This window comes from Leisingera sp. JC11 (assembly GCF_040704725.1).
Classification (GTDB): domain Bacteria; phylum Pseudomonadota; class Alphaproteobacteria; order Rhodobacterales; family Rhodobacteraceae; genus Leisingera.
In genome coordinates this window covers 211,250-234,922 of the sequence record NZ_JBFCVS010000007.1, presented here as the reverse complement: position 1 = coordinate 234,922, position 23,673 = coordinate 211,250, and the positions used below count along the sequence as shown (strand labels likewise).

Genomic DNA, 23,673 nt, shown 5'->3' with positions numbered 1-23,673 from the left:
CTCTCGTTGGAAACTGGTCCTACCCGACCGCAATCAAGTTCGGCGCAGGCCGGATCAAGGAACTGGCGGACGCCTGCGCCGCCGCCGGCATCACCAAGCCGCTGCTGGTCACCGACAAGGGGCTGGCCGATCTGCCGGTCACCCAATCGACCCTGGACATCCTGGAAGCGGCGGGCCTGGGGCGGGCGATGTTCTCCGAGGTCGACCCGAACCCGAATGAGAAGAACCTGGAGGCAGGCGTTGCCGCCTATAACGCAGGCGGCCATGACGGGGTGATCGCCTTCGGCGGCGGCTCCGGCCTGGATCTCGGCAAGATGGTCGCCTTCATGGCGGGCCAGACCCGCCCGGTCTGGGACTTCGAGGACATCGGCGACTGGTGGACCCGCGCCGATGCCGATGCCATCGCGCCGATCATCGCGGTGCCGACCACCGCAGGCACCGGTTCCGAGGTGGGCCGCGCCAGCGTGATCACCGACAGCGTCACCCACCAGAAAAAGATCATCTTCCACCCCAAGGTGCTGCCCGCGGTGGTGATCTGCGATCCCGAGCTGACCGTCGGCATGCCCAGGTTCATCACTGCAGGCACCGGTTTGGACGCCTTCGCCCATTGCGTCGAGGCGTTCTCGAGCCCCCATTACCACCCGATGTCCCAAGGCATCGCGCTGGAGGGCATGCGCCTGGTGAAGGACTACCTGCCCCGCGCCTACAATGACGGCACTGATATCGAGGCCCGCGCCCAGATGATGTCAGCAGCGGCGATGGGCGCCACCGCCTTCCAGAAGGGCCTCGGCGCGATCCACGCGATGAGCCACCCGGTCGGCGCGCATTTCAACACCCACCACGGCACCACCAACGCGGTCTGCATGCCCGCCGTGCTGGAGTTCAACGCCTCCGCGATTGCCGACCGGTTCGGCATGGCCGCGGCTTATCTGGGCATCGGGGGCGGCTTCGACGGCTTCCGCAGCTTCGTGCAGGAGATGAACGACTCCTTGGGCATCCCGCGCGGGCTGGGCGATCTGGGTGTCACCGCGGATGCGGTCCCGGAGCTGGTCAAAGGCGCCGTCACCGACCCCTCCTGCGGCGGCAACCCCATCGAACTGACCGAGAAAAACCTCACCCAGCTGTTCAAGGCCGCAATGTAAGCAAAGACCTGTTGCCAGGCCTCAGCGCCCTCCCCCGCGGAGAGCGCTTAGGCCTGGCGGCACGGCCTCAGCCGCTGACGTAGACTTGGTCCTTGGGGTAATAGAAAATCTTCTGATTGTGCAAACGCCCGAGCAGTGCATGAACCCGGCGCAGGGTCTCCGCATCAGCACTGCCCGCCGCAGGGTGGGCTTCGGACAGGGCATCCCTTGTGTGGCGCAAGGAGGTTTCAATCAGGTCCATATCCTCGACCGAAAGCTCAAACATGTCATTGTACTTGGGCATCTGCACTCCTCCTCCGGGCCAACCCGCACTGAACTGAAACCATGCCCTCAGGTTGCCCCGGCGCGCAGGTCAAAGCTAGGAAAATCGCCAGAAGGCATAGCTGCGCGGCGACGTCAGCTGCACATCCGCAAGCAGCGGCGGCGGGCTAGAGCGTCTCTCCCAGGCTGATTGCCGGCGTCAGGCGGTCGAAAACCAGCCCCTCTACGCCGCCCGGTTCCCGCGACTTCAGAATGATCTGCGCCGCCCGCTCGCCGATTTCATGGCGGCAGGCATCCGTGGTCGCCAATTGCAGCGGCAGACCCTGCAGTATCTGCAAATTGTTGAAGCCTGCCAGCGCTATGTCTCCCGGCACGGACAGGCCCGCGGCCAGACAATGCATCAGCCCTCCGACGCTCATCACGTCGCTGGAATAGTAGATGCAATCCAGTTCCGGGCTGCGCGCCAGCATCTGCGCCGTCAGCTGCCGGCCGGTCTGGATCGCGCTTTCACCGGAGTAATGCTCGATATCGTCAAGCGTAACACCCTGCGCCGCCAGCCCATCCGTAAAGCCGTCAAAGCGTTTTCTGGCGCGGAAGTCCTGCGGCATCTTGGTGCCGATAAAGCCAATCTTCCGGTAGCCGCGGGCCAGAATCTGCTCCGCCATGCCGCGGCCAGCCTGCAGATGCGAGATGCCGACGCAGTGACGCACCGGGTCGCCGTCCACATCCATCACCTCGACCACCGGGCAATCGGCCTGCTGCAGCATGCGGCGGGTGGCCTCTGTATGCTCCAGCCCGGCCACGATCAGCCCCGATGGCCGCCAGCTCAGCATTTCGCGGATAACACTTTCCTCTTCAGCCAGGTCATAACCGGAAACCCCCACGACCGGCTTAAGCGGGCTGTCCTTCAAGACGGCCGAAATCCCCGAGAGCACCTCCGGAAAAACAAAACTGTTAAGCGAGGGCACCACCACCGCCACCAGATTGACCGATTGCGAGGATAAGGAACCGGCAATCCGGTTCGGAACATAACCGTGGGCCCGGGCGATTTCCTCGATCTTCGCCTTGGTCTTGGCGGACACATCCGGGGCACCGCGCAAAGCGCGGGAGGCGGTCATCTCGCTGACACCGGCCAGCTTGGCCACGTCTTTCAGAAGCAGTTTCTTCGTCATACGCCCATGCTCCTGCAGATCGCGGGCAGCCGCAAGAGCGGCTCTGCTGCAACGGGGGTTGATTTTTGTCAGCGTTATCGCTATCGGTATCGCAACCGTTATCGATACCGGAGAAAGTTCCGGTACACCAGCCGGAGATCAGAGATGACACTGAAGATTGCAATCAACGGATTCGGGCGCATTGGCCGCGGGGTACTGCGGGCGCTGCTTGAAAGCGATGCCAAGGATATCGAGGTGGTGGCCATCAACGACCTGTCGCCGCCGGAAACCCTGGTGCATCTGCTGAAGTACGACAGCGTGCACGGGCGCCTGAAAACCCCGGTATTCCTGGCAGGCGACCTGATCCGCGTGGGCCATCACAGCATCCGCCTGAGCGCCATCCGCAACCCGGAGGAGCTGCCCTGGCAGGATGTGGACATCGCCTACGAATGCACCGGCCTGTTCACCGCCCGCGAGGAGGCAGCGCGGCATCTGAAAAACGGCTCCAAGCGGGTGCTGATCTCTGCCCCGGGCAAGGATTCGGACCGCACCGTGGTCTTTGGCGTCAACCACATGGATCTGACGGCGGAGGACGAGATTATCTCCAACGCGTCCTGCACCACAAATTGCCTGGCGCCGCTGGCCAAGGTGCTGGACGAGGCCTTTGGCATCAAAACCGGCTATATGACCACCATCCACGCCTACACCGGTGATCAGCCGACTCACGACACCAGCCACAAGGACCTCTACCGTGCCCGAGCAGCCTCGCTGTCGATGATCCCCACGTCCACCGGGGCTGCACGGGCGATCTCCGAGGTGCTGCCGCATCTGAAGGGGCGGCTGGAAGGCTCGGCCATCCGGGTGCCCACCGCCAATGTCTCCGTGGTGGATCTCAGCTTTGTCCCGGAGCGCCCTGCCACGGTCGAGGCCGTCAACGCGGCGGTGCAGGCGGCAGCTGCAAACGGGCTGGAGGGCATTCTGTCCTACGAGGAAGACCCGCTTGTCTCCGTCGACTTCAACCACGACCCGCATTCCAGCTGCTTTGCCGCCGCGCAGACCGCCGTCACCGCCGAAGGGCTGGTGCGGGTGGTCAGCTGGTATGACAATGAATGGGGCTTCTCCAACCGCATGGTGGACACCGGCCGCCGCATCGGCGCAGTGATGAAATCCGCAGAGGTGGCTTTGGCCAGCTGACGGGTTCCTCCCGCCCGTCGTCCGTCCGATGGGCTTCCTCCCGTTGGGCCCGGCGCCGCGCTGACGCGCGGCGCTGTAGCTTTTGGCGCTTGGCTTCAAAGCCTTCAACAAGGCCAGCCGGCAAAAAAGCTGACTCCAGGATGTGCTAAATCAAACTCCAGGCCGGGTACGGCTGGCATGACCTGCCCAATTGCGCCACAACAGGCGCAAGACATGATCAGCTACAGGAGACCGGCGTGACCGTCACCCGTGAAACCGTCCTTGAGGCGCTCAAAACCATCACCGATCCCGTCAGCGGCAGCGACATCGTCAGCGCAGGCATCGCCCGCGCCGTAAGCGTCGAAGGCAGCACCGTCCGCTTTGTGCTGGAAATCGACCCCGGCAAGTCCGAGGCCTACGGCACCGTGCGCGACAAGGCCGACGCGGCCGTGGCAGCGCTGCCGGGGGTGGAGACGGTATCAGCCATGCTGACCGCCCATTCGGAGAAAGCACCGCCGGACCTGAAACCCAAAAAAGCGGCACAGCCCCAGCAGCAAGCACCGCAGAAAGTGCCGGGCGTGGCGCGGATCCTCGCCGTGGCCTCGGGCAAGGGCGGCGTTGGCAAGTCCACCGTCTCGGCCAACATCGCCTGCGCTTTGGCGATGCAGGGGCGCAAGGTCGGCCTGCTGGATGCCGACGTCTATGGCCCTTCACAGCCAAAGATGCTGGGGGTCAGCGGCCGCCCCGCCAGCCCCGACGGCAAGACCATCCTGCCGCTGCGCAACCATGGCGTCACCATGATGTCGATGGGGCTGATGACCGGCGAAGACCAGGCCGTGATCTGGCGCGGCCCCATGCTGATGGGGGCGCTGCAGCAGATGCTCTTGCAGGTGCAATGGGGGCAACTGGACGTGCTGATCGTGGACCTGCCGCCAGGCACCGGCGATGTGCAGATGACCCTGGCGCAGAAAACCCGCGTGGACGGCGCCATCGTGGTCTCCACCCCGCAGGACGTGGCCTTGATCGATGCGCGCAAGGGCATCGACATGTTCCGCAAAATGAATGTGCCGGTGCTCGGCATGATCGAGAACATGTCGACCCATATCTGCTCCAACTGCGGCCATGAGGAACATGTCTTCGGCCATGGCGGCGTGGCGCAGGAAGCCAGGAAGCTCGACGTGCCGCTGCTGGGTGAGGTGCCGCTGCATCTCGACGTGCGTCTGGCCGGCGACAACGGCACGCCAATCGTGGCGGCCAAACCCGGCAGCGCCCAGGCCAAGGTCTTCCTCGACATCGCCACCCAACTGGTCGACGCAGGCGCCGCCTGACTGTTGCCAGTCCTGGGGCAAGGGCCGCACAGCGGCGGCGCGCAGCGCCGTTCGTCCTTGAGGCGGGGCTGGCAGACCAAAAATGGACAACGCGCTTGAAGGGCAGATTGCCTTTTCAAGCGCTTCTCATCAGTTCCATCTCGCCGCGCAGCGGCGCCATGCCCAACTGTGACGGGCATTCTCTGAATGCCCAGGAACAGGCGGGAGCCTCCCCCCCCCCGCCGGATCAGGCGTATTTTTCCAGGAATTCCTCTGCCCGCAGCTGGCGGAAATCCGGCAGCGCCGCACGCAATGCCTCATGGTCCCAATGCCACCAGGCCAGCACCATCATCTGCTCGGCCACCGCCTCGGAATAGCGGCGGCGGATCACCTTGGCAGTATTGCCGCCGACGATTGTGTAAGGTGCCACATCCTTGGTCACGATGGCGCCTGACGCCACAACCGCGCCATCGCCGATTGCAACCTCGGGCTTGATCATAGCCCCATGCCCGATCCAGGTATCATGGCCGATGCGCGCGGTGCGTCCGGCGCGGCAGGCGAACCACTCCGCGTCATCCTCTGCGTCGTCCCAATAGCTTGCGGAGCGGTAGAGGAAATGATGCAGGGACGCCTTCTCCATCGGGTGATCGGAGGCGCCGATCCGCACACTGCTGGCGATATTGGCGAACTTGCCGATCTCCGCATTGGCAATATCGCAGGTTCGGTCGCAATAGCTGTAGTCGCCGAACACGGAATTCGCGACCCGGCTGCCTGCACCGATCTCGACATAGGCGCCCAAGCTGCTGCCGGTGATAGTGCAATCCGGGTGGAGAAACGGCGCCTCGGCCTGCAAACGGGGCATGATTTTCCTCTTCAAATATCCGGGTCGGGGTCAGGGCAGCAGGAACGCGCTGCCTTTCTCCGCCTTGGCCAGCTTGCGCCGGGCCTTTCCGCCCTCGCCCTTGATCAAGCGGCGGCGCAGCCAGCCGGAGAACCAGTCCATCAGCATCACCATCAGGATGATCAGGGTGATGTAATAGGCCACCTCCTCCCAGTCCTTCTGGGTGATGATCGCCTGTGTCAGCAGCAAACCGATGCCTCCACCGGTAATCGCGCCGATAATGGTCGCAGACCGCGTGTTGGATTCCAGGAAATACAGCAGCTGACTCAGCAGCACCGGGGTGATCTGCGGGATCACCCCGAAACGGTAGCGCTGCACCGGCTTGGCCCCGGTGGAGACGACGCCCTCGATCTGTTTCTGGTCAACGTTTTCCAGCGCCTCGGAAAAGATCTTGCCGAAGGTGCCGGTATCGGTCACCAGGATCGCCAGCGCACCAGTCAGCGGCCCGGGGCCAAAGGCGCGGGCCAGCACTACCGTCCAGATCAGCGAGTCAACGCCGCGGACAAAGTCAAAAAGGCGGCGCATGGCAAAGCGGATGCCGCGCAGCGGCATGAAATTGCGGGTCGCGGCAAAGGCCAGCGGCAGCGCGATGAGGCCGGCACCGATGGTGCCAAGGAAGGCCATCAGCAGGGTCTCGGCAATGGCCCAGGCCACATCCTGATGGCGCCACATCTTATTGGTCCAGAACTCCTGGAAAATCGCCCCCGCCTCGCCGGTGGCTGCGCGGTGCAGCAGCTCTCCCGCTCCCATGCCGTAATAGGGGCTGTCGAGAGTAAAGAAGAACAGCTCCCACCCGGCGAAATATCGAAACACCTCGGCCCGGTTGCGGGTCACGGTCAGGCGGCCGGCCTCCGTGGTCACGGCCAAGCGGTTCTTGGAGACATTGATCCAGTCGGGAACATCCCCTTCAGGCAGCTCAGCCCGCACTCCTGCGCTGCGGCTCGGAGTGGCGCGTACGGTGCCATAGCCGGGGATGGCGTATTCAATGGTTTCGGGTCCGAAAGTGACCCTGTGGCCGTCCTCCAGATCAATCACCGTGGTCTCACCCAGGGCCACCCAGTCCGCCGCCGTGCCATCGGGATAGGCCCCCTTGCGCTCTCCTTCGATCGCCACAGAGACTTCGCCGCTACGGTTGTCGCGGGTGACATGGGTCTTGTAGCTGTAGCTGTCGCTGACCAAGGTCTTCGCGTTGTCCAGGCTGGCACGCTCCCACAGCCCCGGCATATCGAAGGCGACAAACACATATGCCAGATAGGCGAGCACCGCGGCAGGAAGAGCGAAATTCACAAGCCGCTTCTTCATGAACAGCCGCGAGACGTCCGATTTGAGGTCTGCCGGTGTTAATGTGGTGTCAAAAGTGGTCATGCCTTCGCTCCATGAGTCAGGCGGTCACGCAGGAGGCCGGACAGCTGGTCCACGGCCACGATTGTGACAAAGAGGAGGAGGAAAATCGCGGCGGCCTCATCGTAGCGCCCCTGCCCCCAGGACATGGCGTTCTTCAGCTCGTAACCGATGCCGCCCGCGCCGACGAAGCCGAGGATTGCGGAGGCGCGGATGTTGATTTCAAACCGCAAGAGCGCGTAACTCACATAATTCGGGCCGACCTGCGGGAACACTCCCAGCGTCATCCGCTGCGCCCAGGTGGCACCGACAGAAGTGAGGCCTTCGACCGGTTTCAGCGAGGCGTTTTCGTTCACCTCGGAAAACAGCTTGCCCAGCGCGCCCGCGGTGTGGATGGCAATGGCAATCATCGCAGGCACCGGCCCGCCGCCCAGCACAAAGATCAGCACCAGCGCGATGACAATTTCAGGTATTGCGCGGCAGATGTCGCTGATGCGGCGGAACAGGGGGATCAGCACCGGCCAGGGCGCCATGCCGCGTGTCGCCAGCAGCGACAGCAGGGTGCCGAACACGGCCCCCACCAGAGTCGAGGCGGCGGCGATGTTCAGGGTTTCCACCAGCGCCGGGAAGAAATGCACCAGATGCCCGGGCAACTGCGCGGCCTTTTCGGCGGCTTCTGCCAGAACCTCGGACGGGTAGTCGAAGATGCGGGTGAACCCGTCGGCAAAGGAGCCAGCATTGCGGTCATCCGCAGTGCGGAACCCTGCCACCATCAGCGCCACGAAAACTGCAAGAAGAATACCGCCATACAGCCGCTTGCGTTGGGTGTGTGCGGTATAATGCTCCCGGATCTCCTCCACCGAGGGCCGGGCTGCCGTCAGATCTGCCATCTAAGGGTCCTGGTCTTTGAGGGATGGCCAAACCAGCGGCCATCGAGGGAATTGCGGGGCCCGGGCAAGCCCGGAACCCCGCAGAGCTCAGTTCAATGAGTGCTGGGCTGAAATTACTGGGACTTCAGTTTTCGGGCTTCGATGATCACTTCATAGGCGTCGTGTGTGATCGGGTCGAAGCTCTTGGCTTCACCGGCAGCGACACCGTAGAAGCAATCGCGGTCGATCTCGCTGAGGTTATCCATCAGCGCGGTCATTTTCTCTTTCACGTCAGCCGGCAGCGCCTTGCGCAGCACCACCGGGCCTTCCGGGATCGGCGCCGATTTCCAGATTTCGACCATGTCGTTCATGTCTACCAGGCCGGCATCCACTGCACGGCGCAGCGCGCCCGACTGATACCCGTCTTCCCATTCGCCCAGGCCGTCGGCCCAGGTCACGCCGCCATCAACGTCGCCATTGGCGACAGCGACGATGGTCTGCTCATGGCCGCCGGTGAACTTCACTTCGCCGAAGTAGTCGCCCGACTCCATGCTGGCATTGATCTTGTTCGGGATCTCGATCGACGGGATCAGGTAGCCCGAGGTGGAGTTCGGGTCGCCAAAACCGAAAGTCTTGCCTTTCAGGTCTTCCAGCGAGGCGATGCCGCTGTCCTTGCGGGCGAAACCGACCGAGTAGTAGCCGTAGCCGCCGTCGGTGTTCACCTTGACCAGAACCGGCTCAACCGCTTCGGGGTCGGACAGATAGGTCTTGGCATAGCCCGACGCGCCCAGCCAGGCCATGTCGATGGTGCCGCCCAGCAGGCCCTGAATCACACCGTTATAGTCGGCAGGCGCAAACAGCTTGGTTTCGACGCCAAGTTCCTTTTCGGTGTATTCGCGCAGGCATTCGTTGTTGTTCAGGCGGTCCTGAGCGTTCTCGCCGCCCAGAATGCCGATGCGGAATTCCTTGATTTCCTCTGCCGCAACAGGGGTGGTCAGTGCGGTAGTTGCCAGAACGGCAGCAATCAGTTTCTTCATCTCATGTCTCTCCGGTTGGGTCCCGGCAGAGCAGCCCGCCGGGTCGATGAATTCTGGTTCACGGGTTACTCGGCAGGAATGACGGCGCGCATCGCGTCCGTCTTTTCCAGCGTTTCGATCTCTGTTGAGGTGGCAGCCTCGGAGAATTCCTCCCCGGCGCCGTAAATCTCGCGGGCCACCCCGGTGGTCAGCTGCTCCGGCAGACCGTCAAAGACGATGCGCCCGTCACGCATGCCGACGACCCGGTCGCAATAGCGGCGCGCGGTGTCCAGCGTGTGCAGGTTGGCAACCACGGTGCGCCCGTCTTCCTCGTGGATGCGGCGCAGCGCCTCCATCACTGTCTGGGCGTTCATCGGGTCAAGCGAGGCAATCGGCTCATCCGCCAGGATGATTTTCGGATCCTGCATCAGCGCCCGGGCAATCGCCACCCGCTGCTGCTGGCCGCCCGACAGCGCTTCGGCCCGCTTGGCCGCATGTTCGGCAATACCCAGCCGGTCCAGGATGTCGATCGCCGTGTGAATATCTGCCATCGGGTACAGGTTGAACAGCGTCGCCACCGCATTCCGGCGGTTCAGCGTGCCGTGCAGAACGTTGGAAACAACGTCCATCCGCGGCACCAGGTTGAACTGCTGAAAGATCATCGCGCAGTCGGACTGCCAGGCACGCTTGTCCCTGCCTTTCAGTCCGGTGATTTCCCGGCCCTCGAACAGGATGCGGCCGCCGCTGGCGTCCTCCAGCCGGTTCAGCATCCGCAGCAGGGTGGATTTGCCGGCGCCGGAGCGGCCGATGATGCCGATCATGCAGGGCTTGTCGATGTCCAGCGTGGCGGAATCCACCGCAATCTTTTCGCCGAAGCGTTTGGTCAGTTTGTCAATGCGCAGCACCGGGGCGCTCCCTTCTCGTTCCGGGATTGCCTACCGGCCCTGCTCAAAGCTCATGTGTCACTGCCGTGAAAGTTTTGTAACGCCGCCCGGCGCAACCCGCAGGCGTTCCGTCCGGAGAAACCGCCCTGCCGCCCAATCTGCCCCTGTGCACAGCGGGCCGGACAGTCTATACGGCCTTCGACTCCTCAATTCCGTTCGCAAAAGGAAGCTGCCAGATGTCCTTTGACCGCAAGATCAAGATCGCCCCCTCCATCCTGTCTGCCGATTTCGCCAACTTCGGCCAGGAGATCCAGGCCATCGAAGCCCAGGGCGCCGACTGGGTCCATGTGGATGTGATGGACGGGCATTTCGTGCCGAACCTCACCTTCGGCCCGCAGGCAGTGAAAGCGTTCCGCCCGCATGTCAAAACGGTGATGGATGTGCACCTGATGATCGCGCCGGTTGATCCCTACATCAACGCCTATGCGGATGCCGGCGCCGATGTGCTGACCGCCCATATCGAGGCAGGCCCGCACATCCACCGCACCCTGCAGGCGATCCGTGCAGCCGGCATGAAGGCTGGCGTCGCACTGAACCCCGGCACTCCGGCCGAAGCCGTTGAGCACCTGCTGGACCTCACTGACCTCGTTTGCGTCATGACCGTGAACCCGGGCTTTGGCGGCCAGAAGTTCATCGACATGACCGCCAAGATCCGCCGCCTGCGCGCGATGATCGGCGACCGCCCGGTGCATATCGAGATCGACGGTGGTGTCGATCCCACCACTGCGCCGCTGGTGGCCGAGGCCGGCGCCGATGTGCTGGTCGCAGGCTCCGCGGTGTTCAAGGGCGGCTCGGTGGACAACCCGGAAGTCTACGGCGAGAATATCCGCAAAATCCGCGCCGCCACCGAAGGCACCTGGACGTAAGCGACGGGAACTCCCGCCAATCGCAGGGCGCATCCTGAAATGCGCCGCTCTTGTTGGTCCGGGCGCCGCGCTTTCAGCGCGGCGCTTTTCTTTAGGCGGGCTGCGTCTGTATGCCCTGGCTGCCTGCTTATGCGCCCTTGTTCAGATCATCGAAGGACTTGCCATCGGCAACCAGCTGCTCCAGCAGCGGCGCGGGCTGCCAGAAGAAGTCATCTTCAACCGCATAAGCCCGGATATCCGCCAGGATGCTGTCCAGCCCCTGCAGGTCGGCCCATTTCAGCGGCCCGCCCCAGAACCTCGGGAAGCCAAAGCCGAACAGCATCACCATATCCACGTCCAGCGGGCGACGCGCGATCCCTTCACCCACCACCTTGGCGGCCTCATTGACCATGGCGCACATGTAGCGGCGCAAAACCTCCGCGTCCGGGAACGCGCGCGGAGTGATACCTTGCTGCTCCTGATCCTTGGCGATCAGCTCCGCCACCTGCGGATTCGGCACGCCGCCGCCCCGCGGACCGTCCTCGTAGACATAGAAGCCTTTGCCGGTCTTCCGGCCGAAATCGCCGCCTTCGCAGAGCATCTCGTAGAAGCGCGGTACCCGCTCGCGCGGATCACGGGTCGGCGCGCGGCGTTTGCGGGCGGCCCAGTTGATGTCGAGGCCTGCCAGATCACCCATTGAAAATGGCCCCATCGGGAAGCCGAAACCGGTCACCACCTTATCCACCTGATAGGGCGACGCCCCATCCAGCACCACATATTCTGCCGCCTTGCGGTAGGTGTTCATGATCCGGTTGCCGATGAACCCGTCGCAGATGCCGGAGCGCACCGCGACCTTCCTCAGCCGCTTGCCAAGGGCAAAGCCTGTGGCCAGAACCTCCGGCGCGGTCTTCTCCGCCACCACGACCTCCAAAAGCTTCATCACATGCGCCGGCGAGAAGAAATGCAGCCCGATCACATCCTGCGGGCGGGAGGTCGCCGCGGCGATCTCATCCACATCCAGGTAGGACGTATTGGTTGCCAGCACCGCTCCCGGCTTGCAATGCGCATCCAGCTTGCCAAAGACCTCGCGCTTGACGCCCATGTCCTCGAACACGGCCTCGACCACCAAGTCCACTTGCCCCAAAGCGGCATAATCCGTGGCCACGGTCAGCGCCTCGCCGGTCAGCTGTTCATATTGCGCCTGGGAGATCTTGCCCCGCTTCAGCGCACCCTGCAGATTGCCCTCAATCCGCCCGCGCGCGGCAGCAACCGCCTCATTAGACATCTCGATCAGCACCACGTGCAGCCCGGCCAGCAGCGCCGCGGTGGCGATGCCCGCTCCCATGGTGCCGCCGCCGATCACCCCCATTGCGGAAACGTCACGGGGTTCAACACCTTCCAGCTCCGGCAGCTTGCTGACCGCGCGCTCCGCGAAGAAGGCATGGATCAGGCCCTGCCGCTGATCCGACTCCATCAGTTCCGTGAACAGCGCGCGCTCGCGCTTGAGACCCGCCTCAAAACTCTCCGCCTCGACCGCCGCCTGCACTGCCCGCACCGCCGTTGCCGGCGACAGCTGTCCGCGGGCTTTCTTCAATGTGGCCTCATAGACCGCATCGAAATCCACCGGTTCCGGCGCAGCCATTTCACCGACGGCCCGGCGCGGCGCGGCTGCATCCAGCAGCTCCTGCGTATAGGTGAGGCCAATCTCGCGCGGCTCACCGTCTTCGATACGGTCGATGATGCCCTTGTCCAGCGCCTCCGCCGCGCCGATGTGGCGGCCAGTGGTGATCATCTCCAGCGCCGCTTCGGTCCCGGCCAACCGCGGCAGCCGCTGGGTGCCGCCGGCGCCGGGCAAGATGCCCAGGTTGACCTCAGGCAGACCCATCCTGGCCGAAGGCACCGCAATACGGTAGTGCGAGGACAAGGCCACCTCCAGCCCGCCGCCCAGCGCCGTGCCATGCATGGCCGAGACCACGATCAGCGGCGACGCTTCAATCCGGCTGCACAGGCCCGGCAGATAGGGCTCCTGCGGCGGCTTGCCGAACTCGCGGATATCGGCACCGGCAAAATAAGTCCTGCCTTCACCGTAAATCAGCACTGCCTTGGCGCCCTCCTTTTCGGCGCGCCCGATCCCGTCCAGCAGCCCCTTGCGCACATCAAGGCCCAGCGCGTTCACAGGCGGGTTCTGCGCCTTCAGAACGGCAATATCGCCGACGCGCTCATATGCAATGGCTTCACTCATCCGGTCATCCTCTCTCTTCCGCGGGGGCAGTGCCTGCGCCCGGCTCCAAACAGATTAGGCACGGCAGCCGGACCGGCGCCAAGCCCCAATGACAGCAGAAGGCCCGCAAACCGCGCGTCACGGCGCTTACGGCCTCCGGCAGCCTGTCATGCCGACAGTTGCGTAACAGAAATAATGGGAAATGGAAACTTTTTGAAACACCTTATCTGTCAGCACAGCCGCTAGGCCTGTCAGCCGGTTTTCATCAGCCCGCTGGCGGTCCCGCCGTCCAGTATTTCCAGCGCTTTGACAGAGCATCCGGCACCGCAGCAAAGGCGCCCTTCGCCAAGCTCTCCCGCCCATGCCGACGGGGGGCAAAGCGGAGTTCCCCCGCTCTTCCGGCTCCCCGGCCTGCGCCGCAGTGCCGGGAACTAGCGCGGCCGCAACACCGGCGCCGTTCGAAGCGATATTCAGCTCCCAATTCTTCCGTTCGGCCCCGATCGGTTCGCTATATAAACCAATGGTTTGAATTTTTATTGACAGACACTGTCCTTTTCTGCCAACACAATTGCATCGCTGTGCGTCTTCTCACGCAGACAGCATCCGCCGGAACCAGCAGGGAGCATCGGCAAGAGCATGGGAACGGTATCCAAAGCCTTGTCCTTACTGACTTACTTTGACCACAGCCGGACCAGGATCGGGCTCAGCGACCTCACTCGCCTGTCCGGCATGAACAAGGCAACCGTCTACAGGCTGATGAGCGAACTGCAGGAATCAGGTTATGTCGAACAGGCCGGCGACGATCGCTCCTACCGGCTCGGCCCCCAGGTTCTGCGCCTTGCGGCCCTGCGCGAGGCGGCGGTTCCGATCCTCTCCGTTTCGCGCCGGGTGCTGCGCGACCTCAGCGACGAAACCGGCGAGACCAGCCACCTGTCGCTCTTGCAAGGCCGCCAGCTCAATTCGCTGTCGCATGCCTATTCGCCGCGCACCGCCACCAAGGTGATGATGGAGGACGCCAAGGTCCTGACGTTTCACGGCACTAGCTCCGGCATGGTGGTGCTGGCTTATGCCGATCCGGATTTCGCCGAGGAAGTCCTGTCGCAGCCGCTGGAGGCCCGTACCCCGGAAACCGTCACCGACCCGCAGGAAATCCGCGCCCAGCTGGCCGGCATCCGCAGCAGCGGCATTGCCGTGTCGGTTGGCGGGTTTGAGGCTGACGTGCATTCCCACGCAGTCCCGGTCTTTGGCCCGGACCGCAAGGTGATCGGCGCCCTCGCGGTGGCCGCGCCGGCCTCCCGCATGACGGCGGAACAGAAACAGCTGATCCCCGCGGCCTTGCGCCGCGCGGGCGCCGCCCTCACCCATCGCATCGGCGGTTCCGCCCCCGCAAACTACCCGCAGGACGAAACCGCCTGACCCCTTCACCGGCCCGGACCGGGCCGCATCCAGGAGCTGCCCCATGAAAGACTCCAACTTTCTGAAAGAACACAACGCCAAATCCCTGTGGCACCCGATGGCGCACCCGGGTGACAGCCTGGCCAATCCGCCCGCCATCATCACCTCCGCTCAAGGGGTCAAGATCACCGACATCGACGGGCATGAGGTGGTCGATGCGGTCGGCGGCCTGTGGAACGTGAACCTCGGCTTTTCTTGCCAAGTGGTGAAGGACGCGATTGCCGCGCAGCTTGATGTGCTGCCCTATTACTCCACCTTCCGCGGCACCACCAACGACCAGGTGATCCAGCTGGCCGAGGAGCTGCGCACCTTCTTCGCGCCCGACGGGCTGACCCGCGCCTTCTTCACCTCCGGCGGCTCGGATTCGGTGGAAACCGCCCTGCGTCTCGCGCGCCAGTACCACAAGATCCGCGGTGAGGAAGGCCGCACCAAGTTCCTGAGCCTCAAGAAGGGCTACCACGGCACCCACATGGGCGGCGCCTCGGTGAACGGCAATGCCAATTTCCGCACCCAGTACGAGCCTCTGCTGCCCGGCTGCCACCACATCCCGGCCCCCTACACCTACCGCAACCCGTTCAACGAAACAGATCCGGAGCGGCTGGCCCAACTCTGCCTGCAGGCGCTGGAAGATGAGATCGCCTTCCAGGGGGCGGGCACCATCGCTGCCTTCATCATGGAGCCGGTCCTGGGCGCAGGCGGGGTGATCCCGCCGCACAAGAGCTTCATGCCCGGGGTGCGCGAGATCTGCACCAAGCACGGCATCCTGCTGATCGCCGATGAGGTGATCACCGCCTTCGGCCGCACCGGATCGTGGAGCGGCTCACGCCACTGGGGCGTGCAGCCCGACATGATGGCCACCGCCAAGGCGATCACCAACGGTTACTTCCCCTTTGGCGCGGTGATGATCGCGGACCATTTGACGGAAACATTCGAGAAGGACACTACCAGCAAGGCGGCCATCGGCCACGGCTACACCTATTCCGGTCACCCGGTCGGCGCCGCCGCCGCCCTGGCCTGCCTTGCGGAAACCCAGCGCCTGAACGTGCCGGAAAACGCCGCCGCCCGCGGCAGCCAGATCCACCACGGCCTGCTGGCGCTGCAGCAGAAATACGAGCTGATAGGCGACGTCCGCGGCGGCCACGGCCTGATGTGCGCGCTGGAGCTGGTGTCCGACCGCGCCACCAAGGCAGCCGTGGACAAGAAGACTATCGGCAAGCTGCAGGAGGTCGCCTATGAGGCCGGCGCGATGGTGCGGGTCTCCGGCCCCAACATCATCCTGTCGCCGCCGCTGGTGCTGAGCGCGGCGGAAGCGGACACCATTCTCTCGGCGCTCGACACAGGCTTCGCGGCAGTGAGCTGACGCAAGCGCCAAACACATCTGCATCCGGGCTGTCAGGGCCGGGCGCCGCCAGAAAGGGGGCGCCGCCCCCGCCCTGCGGGCTCCCCCGGAGTATTTTCCAAAGGTGAATAGTAAGGACGGCTACTCAGGCACCGGCCCGCGGTATTTCTCGGTCAGTTCGGACGCCAGCTCGTCAGCCTCATAGACCCCCAGTAGGATGCCCTTGCGCCCGGACTTGCCGCGGCGCGCCTTGATTTGCGCATCCGACAGAGTGATCCGTTGCGACATCCTGAGCCCCCACTCCAGCAGCCTGTCATACATCAGATCAATGATTGCCTGGTGGGTGCCGCCCTTGGCCAGGTCCACCAGCTCATCCGGGTCATTCTCCATGTCAAACAGCATCGGCCTGAGGCCGCCCTCGGCATGCATGAACTTCCAGCGCTTGTCGGCAACCATGAAGAGGCGCGCTTCCTTGGGTTCCAGACCCAGCTTCTCACACAGCGGCATGGTGGAGTAGTCGAATTCGGCAACCGCATAGCCCCGCCACGCAGGATTTTCGCCGCGCAGGAAGGGCATCAGCGAGCGCCCTTCCAAGATATGCGGCGCAGGCTCGCCGCCCGAGGCCTCCAGAAAAGTCGGAAGCAGGTCGATTGCCTCCACCAGCTCGTCGCAGGTGGTGCCGCGGGTGACGTCGGCCTCCGCGCGCGGGTCATAAATGATCAGCGGCACCTTGATCGACGGTTCGTGGAACAGGTTCTTCTCCCCCAGCCAGTGATCGCCCAGGTAATCGCCGTGGTCCGAAGTCACCACGATCATCGTGTCCCGCATCCGGCCCGTCTCCTCCAGCCAGGCAAACAGCCGGCCCATCTGGTCATCGGCCTGTTTGATCAGCCCCATATAGGCGGGGATCACCTTCTCCCGCACCTCATCGCGGCTGAAGGTCTTGCCGATCTGGTTGTTCATCATGCCATCAAAGACTGGATGCGCGCCTTCGCGCTCCGCCTCCGAGCGCACCACGGGCAGCACGTGTTCTACCCCATACATATTGTGATAAGGCGCTGGCACGATGTAGGGCCAATGGGGCTTGATGTAGCTGAGATGCGCGCACCAGGGTCCGTCAGCTTGTTCGATGAATTCCATCGCCTGAGTGGTCAGCCAGGGCGTTTCGCTGTCTTCCTCGGCAATATTAGCGGGCTTGTCTGCATTGACCATGAACCAGCCGGACGCGATATCATTGCCCTCCACCCCGGCGTTGGCAAAATCGTTCCAGGGATTTTCACCCGGATAGCCCTTCTTCTTCAGGTATTCATTATAGGGGCTGCGCTTGCTGTCATAGAACCCGTCCGGCCCCTCTGCCCACAGCCCATCATCGCGGACCCAGGGGTCAAAGCCGCATTCCGACTGGCGCACGCCGATCACGCTGTCCGGCGCCAGTCCCAACCGCTGCATGCCCTCTGCATCCGCCACCATATGCGTCTTGCCGATCAGGTGGCAGCCCATCCCGGCCTTGCGCAGATGGTCGCCCATCGTCCATTCGCCGACACGCAGAGGATAGCTGTTGAACTGCACCCCGTGGCTAGAGGGATAGCGCCCGGTATAGCTCGACATCCGCGACGAGCCGCAAGTGGGCGACTGCACATAGGCGCGGGTGAAGCGCACACCCCTGGCGGCCAGCCCGTCGATATGCGGAGTGTGCAGGTGCGGGTGGCCCGCGCAACTGAGGTAATCGAACCGCAGCTGGTCGAACATGATATAGAGGATGTTCATCGGCGCCTCCCGCTCAGTGCTGGCACATTAATAAACAAGTGAAGCAATTTTGGCGAGGGGATCTTCTTGACCTCCTCCGCTGCCATCTGAACTATGCCCCCAGTCTTTTCTTTCCCCAATGGCATTCATGACCGGAAGTTCAGCCTCCACCACAATCCGCCCTGCCGCTATGGGCGACTGCTCCAGCCTTGCAGTCCTGTCAGTCGAGGTCTGGTCCGGCACTTATTTGCGCAACGGGATCAACGGGCATTTCGCGGACTACGTGCTCAGCCAGTATACTCCGGCGCATTTTGCAGCGGTGCTTGAAAACCCGGCCGAGCGCCTGCTGGTCTCACAGAACCGGGATGGCATCGATGGATATGTCCGGATCTCGCACGGGCGCCCCAGCCCGGCCGGCGGTGCATCCCGCACCGAAATTTCGACACTCTATGTCCAACCGCGGCATCACGGGCGCGGCATTGGTCTTTGCCTGCTGCAGGCCGGGCTGCAGCACTGCCGCGACAGCAGTTGGGACGCCCCCTGGCTCACCAGCAATTCGGACAACGCCCGCGCAATCTCGTTTTATTTGCGGAACGGTTTTGAGAAGACAGGCCAGACCCATTTCTGGATCGGCGGCAGCCGGTACCCGAACGATGTTCTCCAGCTCCGCGCACTATAGCGGGCGTCCGGGCTGATTGACCCGGCGCGCGCCCGCCCGTCATCAATCCTTCTTGCGAAAGACCTCCTCCCGTTGGGCCCGATGCGTTTCAAAGCGCCAGCGGCGGGCGGCAGCCCCTGTCTGCGGCAAGTTCCCGGCAGCCGCAGCATCAATTCGTTACAGTTTTTCAGTCACACGACGTTTTGCGTTACATTTCTCTTGCCGCGAATCATCTTCCGGCGTATCACCGACCCAACGGTCGGCTTTTCCTGCCGCCGCCACAGGAGACGCGAACACCCATGGATGCTTTCATCTGCGATGCAACCCGCACCCCGATCGGCCGCTACGGCGGCGCGCTGAGCCAGGTGCGTACCGATGACCTTGCCGCCCTGCCGATTGCCGCCCTGGCGGCACGCAACCCGGATGTTGACTGGGGCTCCTTGGATGACGTGATCCTGGGCGATGCCAACCAGGCCGGCGAAAGCAACCGTAATGTGGCCCGCATGGCGGCCCTGCTGGCGGGCCTGCCCACGTCTGTGCCCGGCACCACCATCAACCGCCTTTGCGCCTCCGGCATGGATGCGGTCGGCATGGCCTCGCGCGGGATCAAAGCGGGTGATTATGACATGGCCATCGCGGGCGGCGTCGAAAGCATGTCGCGCGCGCCCTTCGTGATGCCCAAGGCCACTTCCGCCTTCACCCGCGCCAATGCCGTCTATGACACCACCATCGGCTGGCGCTTCGTGAACAAGAAGATGCACGAGATGTACGGCACCGACTCGATGCCACAGACCGCCGACAACGTGGCCGAGGATTACGGCGTCAGCCGCGAAGATCAGGACGCATTCGCTGCCCGCAGCCAGGCCCGCTGGGCCGCCGCGCATGAGGCCGGCATCTTCAAGGACGAAATCACCCCGGTCACCATCCCGCAGCGCAAGGGCGATGATCTAGTGGTCGACACCGACGAACACCCCCGCCCCGGCACCTCGGCGGAGAAGCTGTCAGGCCTCAAGGGTGTCAACGGCCCGGACAAGAGCGTGACCGCAGGCAATGCCTCCGGCGTCAACGACGGCGCCGCGGCGATCCTGATGGCGAATGAGGTTGCGGCCGCGAAGAACGGCCTAAAACCGATGGCCCGCATCGTCGGCATGGCCGCCGCTGGGGTCGAGCCGCGCATTATGGGCATCGGCCCGGTGCCTGCCACCCGCAAGGTGCTGGCCCGTACCGGCCTGACCATCGAACAGATGGACGTGATCGAACTGAACGAGGCCTTTGCGTCCCAGGGCCTCGCCACCCTGCGCGAGCTTGGCCTTCCGGACGATGCGCCCCATGTTAATCCCAACGGCGGTGCGATCGCACTGGGCCACCCGCTCGGCATGTCCGGCGCGCGGCTGGTGCTGACCGCCGCCTACCAATTGCAGCGCACCGGCGGGCGGTATGCCCTGTGCACCATGTGCGTCGGCGTCGGTCAGGGCACCGCCCTGATCCTCGAACGCGTGTAACGAAACCCTGAGGAGGTCCCAGACATGTATGCTCAGATGATCAAATCCGAAGCGACCCAGGACGATCCGGAAAAGCTGGCGGCCTTCCAGGCGCGCATCGACGCGGGCGAGAAGATCGAGCCCAAGGACTGGATGCCCGAAGGCTACCGCAAGACGCTGATCCGCCAGATCGGCCAGCACGCCCATTCGGAAATCGTCGGCCAGCTGCCCGAGGGCAACTGGATCACCCGCGCGCCGACGCTGGAGCGCAAGGCGATCCTGCTCGCCAAGGTGCAGGATGAGGCGGGCCACGGCCTCTACCTCTACTGCGCGGCGGAAACACTGGGCGTTTCGCGCGACGAAATTACTGAGATGCTGCTTGACGGGCGCATGAAATACTCGTCGATTTTCAACTACCCGACGCTGAACTGGGCCGACATCGGCGCGGTCGGCTGGCTGGTGGACGGCGCAGCGATCATGAACCAGGTGCCGCTGCAGCGCACCTCCTTCGGCCCCTACTCACGCGCGATGATCCGCATCTGCAAGGAAGAAAGCTTTCACCAGCGCCAGGGCTATGACGCGATCCGCAAGATGGCCGAGGGCACGCCCGAGCAGAAAAAGATGGCTCAGGACGCGCTGAACCGCCTCTGGTACCCGTCGCTGATGATGTTCGGCCCGTCTGACAAGGACTCAGTCCATTCCGCCCAGTCTATGGCCTGGAAGATCAAGATGAACACCAACGACGAGCTGCGCCAGAAGTTCGTCGACCAGACTGTGCCGCAGGCCGAATACTTGGGCCTCACCATCCCCGACCCGGACCTGAAGTGGAACGAGGAGCGTGGCCACTACGATTACACCGACCCGGACTGGAGCGAGTTCTTTGACGTGATCAAGGGCAACGGCCCCTGCAACACAGACCGGCTTGCTGCCCGCAACAAGGCCTGGGACGACGGCGCCTGGGTCCGGGACGGCCTGCTCGCCCACGCCAAGAAGAAAGCCGCGCGCCAGCACGCCGCCGAGTAACCCCAAGCATTCCGGCGCTCCGCCCTGCCGCGCAGCGCCCCCTCAGCCAGGAGGATTTGAGACATGAAAAACGAATGGCCCCTCTGGGAAATCTTCATCCGCGGCCAGCACGGCATGAGCCACCGCCACGTCGGCTCCCTGCACGCGCCTGACGCCGAGATGGCGATCAAAAACGCCCGCGACGTCTATACCCGCCGCAACGAAGGCGTGTCGATCTGGGTGGTGGAAGCAAACCACATCGCCGCCTCCTCGCCCAGCGACAAGGGCCCGCTCTACGAGCCGTCGGAGTCCAAGGTCTACCGCCACCCGACCTTCTTCGACATCCCCGAAGAAGTGGGGGCCATGTAATGACCCGCGAAGAGGCATTTACCCAGTTCCTGCTGCGGATGGGGGACAACACCCTGATCCTCGGACACCGGGTCAGCGAATGGTGCGGCCACGCGCCGGTGCTGGAAGAAGACATCGCGCTGGCCAACACCGCGCTGGACCTGATCGGCCAGACCCAGATGTGGCTCGGCCTGGCCGGTGAAGTGCAAGGTGAAGGCAAATCCGCTGACGACCTGGCCTTCCTGCGCGACGCCTGGGACTTCCGCAACGTGCTGCTGTGCGAGGTGCCGAACGGCGACTTCGGCCGCACCCTGATGCGCCAGTTCCTGTTTGACGCCTGGCACTCGATCCAGCTGGGCCGGCTGATGAAATCCTCGAACGAACGGGTCGCCGCGATTGCCGAGAAGGCCTCGAAAGAGGTGGCCTATCACCTGGAACGCTCCGCCGACACGGTGGTAGGCCTGGGCGACGGCACCGAGGAAAGCCACCGCCGGATGCAGGAAGCGCTGGACTATCTGTGGCCCTATGTGGGCGAGATGTTCCAGTCCGACGAGGTCGACGCGGAAATGGTCAAGGCGGGCACCGCGCCCGATCCGGCTACCTTGCGCGAAGAATACGACGCGCTGGTCTCCCGCATCCTGGGCGACGCGACGCTGACCATCCCGGAGAGCCGTTTTGCCCATAAGGGAGGGCGCACCGGTGCGATGCACACCGAGCACCTGGGCCACCTGCTGACCCAGATGCAATGGCTGCAGCGCGCCTATCCGGGCGCCAAGTGGTAAGACAACGGCCAAAGAACTGAGGGCATCGCCCGTCCGGCAGGGCGGGCGGGAAACTCCCGCCTCGAGGGAGGCTGGACGGGTGTTGCCCGGCGCACTGCCGGGCAGAACAGCCAATGAGGGTAACCGCATGAGCCAAGTGACAACTCAGCCAAGCATTGACCAGATCTGGGAATGGCTCGACGCCGTGCCGGACCCGGAAATCCCGGTGATTTCGCTGGTGGACCTGGGCATCATCCGCGGCGTCGCCTGGGAGGGCGAAACCCTGGTGGTCACCGTCACCCCGACCTACTCCGGCTGCCCCGCCACTTCGGTGATCAACATGGACATCGAAACCGCCCTGCGCGGCCACGGCATCACCGATCTGCGGCTGAAGACCCAGATATCCCCCGCCTGGACCACCGACTGGCTGTCCGAAAAGGGGCGCACGAAGCTGGAGGACTACGGCATCGCCCCGCCCCAGCCCGCAGGCGGCCCGGAAAAATGCCCGCACTGCGGCAGTAAACATGTCACCAAGGTCAGCCAGTTCGGCTCGACCCCCTGCAAGGCCCACTGGCGCTGCCAGGACTGCCTCGAACCCTTTGATTATTTCAAGTGCATCTGAGGAGACCCTGATGGCGCGCTTTCACGACCTTGAAGTCACCGACGTCCGCAAGACCATCCGCGATGCGGTGGTTGTCACCCTGAAGCCCGCGAACGGCGCGGCTGAAGAGTTCGATTTCACCCAAGGCCAGTATCTGACCTTCCGCCGCGACTTCGACGGCGAGGAGCTGCGCCGCAGCTACTCGATCTGCGCCGGCAAGGACGAAGGCATCCTGCAGGTCGGCATCAAGCGCGTCGACGGCGGCGCGTTCTCGACCTGGGCCAATACCGAGCTGCAACCCGGCGACACCCTGCAGGCGATGGCGCCGATGGGCACCTTCTTCACCCCGCTCGATGCGGCGGCCGAGAAGAACTACCTGGGCTTTGCAGGCGGCTCCGGCATCACGCCCGTGCTGTCGATCCTCAAGACCACGCTGGCGGCGGAACCCAAATCCTCCTTCACGCTGGTCTATGCCAACAAGGGCGTGAACACGATCATGTTTCGCGAGGAGCTGGAGGATCTCAAGAACCTCTACATGGGCCGGTTCAACGTGATCCACGTGCTGGAATCCGACGCCCAGGAAATCGACCTGTTCACCGGCCTGGTCACCGAAGAAAAATGCGCCCAGCTGTTCGAGCACTGGATCGACATCAAGTCGGTTGATACCGCCTTCATCTGCGGCCCGGAGCCGATGATGCTGGGCATCGCCAGCGCCCTGCGCATTGCCGGCCTCGATGACAGCCAAATCAAGTTCGAGCTGTTTGCCTCTGCCCAGCCGGGCCGCGCCAAACGCAAGGCTGCCGCAACAGATGCTGCGAGCAGCGCCAACCAGACCAAGGCCGCAATCACCCTGGACGGCGCCACCCAGACCATCGAGATGGGCAAGGACATGACGCTGCTGGACGCGGCGCTGGAAAACGCGATGGACGCGCCCTATGCCTGCAAGGCCGGGGTCTGTTCCACCTGCCGCTGCAAGGTGCTGGAGGGCGAGGTCGAAATGGTCGCCAACCATGCGCTGGAGGATTACGAGGTCGAAAAGGGCTATGTGCTCTCGTGCCAGGCCTATCCGGTGACCGATAACGTCGTGGTCGATTACGACCAGTAACGCCTG

General features: G+C 63.8%; 22 protein-coding genes. 13 read left to right on the top strand and 9 right to left on the bottom strand.

Annotation, left to right across the window (positions count from 1 at the left end; all coding sequences use genetic code 11):
- Positions 1-1,142 (top strand): iron-containing alcohol dehydrogenase (locus tag AB1A62_RS10520; RefSeq protein ID WP_366661443.1); only part of this gene is annotated, 1,142 nt, incomplete at its 5' end.
- Between the two features lie 67 nt (positions 1,143-1,209).
- Here AB1A62_RS10520 and AB1A62_RS10515 read toward each other — a convergent pair.
- A complete protein-coding gene (locus tag AB1A62_RS10515) occupies positions 1,210-1,425 on the bottom strand; it encodes a hypothetical protein (RefSeq protein ID WP_366661442.1) in 216 nt (71 codons plus the stop codon).
- Positions 1,426-1,570: 145 nt separating this feature from the next.
- Positions 1,571-2,575 (bottom strand): LacI family DNA-binding transcriptional regulator, encoded by a 1,005-nt coding sequence (locus AB1A62_RS10510; RefSeq protein WP_366661441.1) that lies wholly within the window; start codon positions 2,573-2,575, stop codon positions 1,571-1,573.
- 144 nt (positions 2,576-2,719) lie between these two features.
- Between AB1A62_RS10510 and gap the strand changes: the two genes are divergently transcribed.
- Positions 2,720-3,748 (top strand): type I glyceraldehyde-3-phosphate dehydrogenase, encoded by a 1,029-nt coding sequence (gene gap, locus AB1A62_RS10505; RefSeq protein ID WP_366661440.1) that lies wholly within the window; start codon positions 2,720-2,722, stop codon positions 3,746-3,748.
- A gap of 236 nt (positions 3,749-3,984) precedes the next feature.
- Positions 3,985-5,055, top strand: a complete 1,071-nt coding sequence (locus AB1A62_RS10500; RefSeq protein WP_366661439.1) for an Mrp/NBP35 family ATP-binding protein — start codon at positions 3,985-3,987, stop codon at positions 5,053-5,055.
- Positions 5,056-5,281: 226 nt separating this feature from the next.
- On the opposite strand, the gene AB1A62_RS10495 is transcribed toward AB1A62_RS10500, so the two are convergent.
- The 5 genes from AB1A62_RS10495 to phnC all read right to left on the bottom strand — a co-directional run bounded on the left by AB1A62_RS10495 (position 5,282) and on the right by phnC (position 10,066).
- Positions 5,282-5,896, bottom strand: coding sequence for a chloramphenicol acetyltransferase (locus tag AB1A62_RS10495; RefSeq protein WP_366661438.1), 615 nt, complete (start codon positions 5,894-5,896; stop codon positions 5,282-5,284).
- A 30-nt stretch (positions 5,897-5,926) separates the two neighbouring features.
- The gene (gene phnE, locus AB1A62_RS10490; RefSeq protein WP_366661437.1) at positions 5,927-7,300 is read right to left on the bottom strand and encodes a phosphonate ABC transporter, permease protein PhnE; all 1,374 of its coding nucleotides are present in this window, start codon (positions 7,298-7,300) and stop codon (positions 5,927-5,929) included.
- Positions 7,297-8,166 carry a phosphonate ABC transporter, permease protein PhnE gene (gene phnE / locus AB1A62_RS10485; protein WP_366661436.1) on the bottom strand — a complete coding sequence of 290 codons (870 nt, stop codon included), beginning with the start codon at positions 8,164-8,166 and terminating at the stop codon, positions 7,297-7,299. The genes phnE (AB1A62_RS10490) and phnE (AB1A62_RS10485) overlap by 4 nt, the downstream gene beginning before the upstream one ends.
- Positions 8,167-8,279: 113 nt before the next feature.
- A complete protein-coding gene (phnD, locus tag AB1A62_RS10480) occupies positions 8,280-9,182 on the bottom strand; it encodes a phosphonate ABC transporter substrate-binding protein (RefSeq protein WP_366661435.1) in 903 nt (300 codons plus the stop codon).
- A gap of 65 nt (positions 9,183-9,247) precedes the next feature.
- The gene (gene phnC, locus AB1A62_RS10475; RefSeq protein ID WP_366661434.1) at positions 9,248-10,066 is read right to left on the bottom strand and encodes a phosphonate ABC transporter ATP-binding protein; all 819 of its coding nucleotides are present in this window, start codon (positions 10,064-10,066) and stop codon (positions 9,248-9,250) included.
- A gap of 215 nt (positions 10,067-10,281) precedes the next feature.
- Here phnC and rpe point away from each other — a divergent pair, with 215 nt between their 5' ends.
- The gene (gene rpe / locus AB1A62_RS10470) at positions 10,282-10,971 is read left to right on the top strand and encodes a ribulose-phosphate 3-epimerase (RefSeq protein ID WP_366661433.1); all 690 of its coding nucleotides are present in this window, start codon (positions 10,282-10,284) and stop codon (positions 10,969-10,971) included.
- Between the two features lie 127 nt (positions 10,972-11,098).
- On the opposite strand, the gene AB1A62_RS10465 is transcribed toward rpe, so the two are convergent.
- The gene (locus AB1A62_RS10465; protein WP_366661432.1) at positions 11,099-13,192 is read right to left on the bottom strand and encodes a 3-hydroxyacyl-CoA dehydrogenase NAD-binding domain-containing protein; all 2,094 of its coding nucleotides are present in this window, start codon (positions 13,190-13,192) and stop codon (positions 11,099-11,101) included.
- A gap of 615 nt (positions 13,193-13,807) precedes the next feature.
- On the opposite strand from AB1A62_RS10465, the gene AB1A62_RS10460 reads away from it, so the two are divergent.
- Entirely contained in the window at positions 13,808-14,587 is a 780-nt protein-coding gene (locus tag AB1A62_RS10460) for an IclR family transcriptional regulator (RefSeq protein ID WP_366661431.1), read from the top strand.
- A 43-nt stretch (positions 14,588-14,630) separates the two neighbouring features.
- Positions 14,631-15,986: an aspartate aminotransferase family protein gene (locus tag AB1A62_RS10455; RefSeq protein WP_366661430.1), complete on the top strand. Its 1,356-nt coding sequence runs from the start codon at positions 14,631-14,633 to the stop codon at positions 15,984-15,986.
- A 120-nt stretch (positions 15,987-16,106) separates the two neighbouring features.
- On the opposite strand, the gene AB1A62_RS10450 is transcribed toward AB1A62_RS10455, so the two are convergent.
- Positions 16,107-17,732, bottom strand: coding sequence for a sulfatase-like hydrolase/transferase (locus AB1A62_RS10450; RefSeq protein ID WP_366661429.1), 1,626 nt, complete (start codon positions 17,730-17,732; stop codon positions 16,107-16,109).
- Positions 17,733-17,850: 118 nt separating this feature from the next.
- Between AB1A62_RS10450 and AB1A62_RS10445 the strand changes: the two genes are divergently transcribed.
- From AB1A62_RS10445 to paaE, 7 genes are all read left to right on the top strand, one after another.
- Positions 17,851-18,390 carry a GNAT family N-acetyltransferase gene (locus AB1A62_RS10445; RefSeq protein WP_366661428.1) on the top strand — a complete coding sequence of 180 codons (540 nt, stop codon included), beginning with the start codon at positions 17,851-17,853 and terminating at the stop codon, positions 18,388-18,390.
- 278 nt (positions 18,391-18,668) lie between these two features.
- Positions 18,669-19,871 carry a 3-oxoadipyl-CoA thiolase gene (pcaF, locus tag AB1A62_RS10440; RefSeq protein ID WP_366661427.1) on the top strand — a complete coding sequence of 401 codons (1,203 nt, stop codon included), beginning with the start codon at positions 18,669-18,671 and terminating at the stop codon, positions 19,869-19,871.
- A 24-nt stretch (positions 19,872-19,895) separates the two neighbouring features.
- Complete coding sequence (paaA, locus tag AB1A62_RS10435) at positions 19,896-20,873, top strand: 1,2-phenylacetyl-CoA epoxidase subunit PaaA (RefSeq protein ID WP_366661426.1); 978 nt, start codon at positions 19,896-19,898, stop codon at positions 20,871-20,873.
- A 63-nt stretch (positions 20,874-20,936) separates the two neighbouring features.
- On the top strand, positions 20,937-21,221 hold the full coding sequence (gene paaB / locus AB1A62_RS10430; protein WP_008557866.1) for a 1,2-phenylacetyl-CoA epoxidase subunit PaaB: 285 nt from the start codon (positions 20,937-20,939) through the stop codon (positions 21,219-21,221).
- A complete protein-coding gene (gene paaC / locus AB1A62_RS10425; RefSeq protein ID WP_366661425.1) occupies positions 21,221-21,982 on the top strand; it encodes a 1,2-phenylacetyl-CoA epoxidase subunit PaaC in 762 nt (253 codons plus the stop codon). The genes paaB and paaC overlap by 1 nt, the downstream gene beginning before the upstream one ends.
- A gap of 127 nt (positions 21,983-22,109) precedes the next feature.
- The gene (gene paaD, locus AB1A62_RS10420) at positions 22,110-22,583 is read left to right on the top strand and encodes a 1,2-phenylacetyl-CoA epoxidase subunit PaaD (protein ID WP_366661424.1); all 474 of its coding nucleotides are present in this window, start codon (positions 22,110-22,112) and stop codon (positions 22,581-22,583) included.
- 10 nt (positions 22,584-22,593) lie between these two features.
- Positions 22,594-23,667 carry a 1,2-phenylacetyl-CoA epoxidase subunit PaaE gene (paaE, locus tag AB1A62_RS10415; RefSeq protein ID WP_366661423.1) on the top strand — a complete coding sequence of 358 codons (1,074 nt, stop codon included), beginning with the start codon at positions 22,594-22,596 and terminating at the stop codon, positions 23,665-23,667.
- The last annotated feature ends 6 nt before the right edge of the window (positions 23,668-23,673 follow it).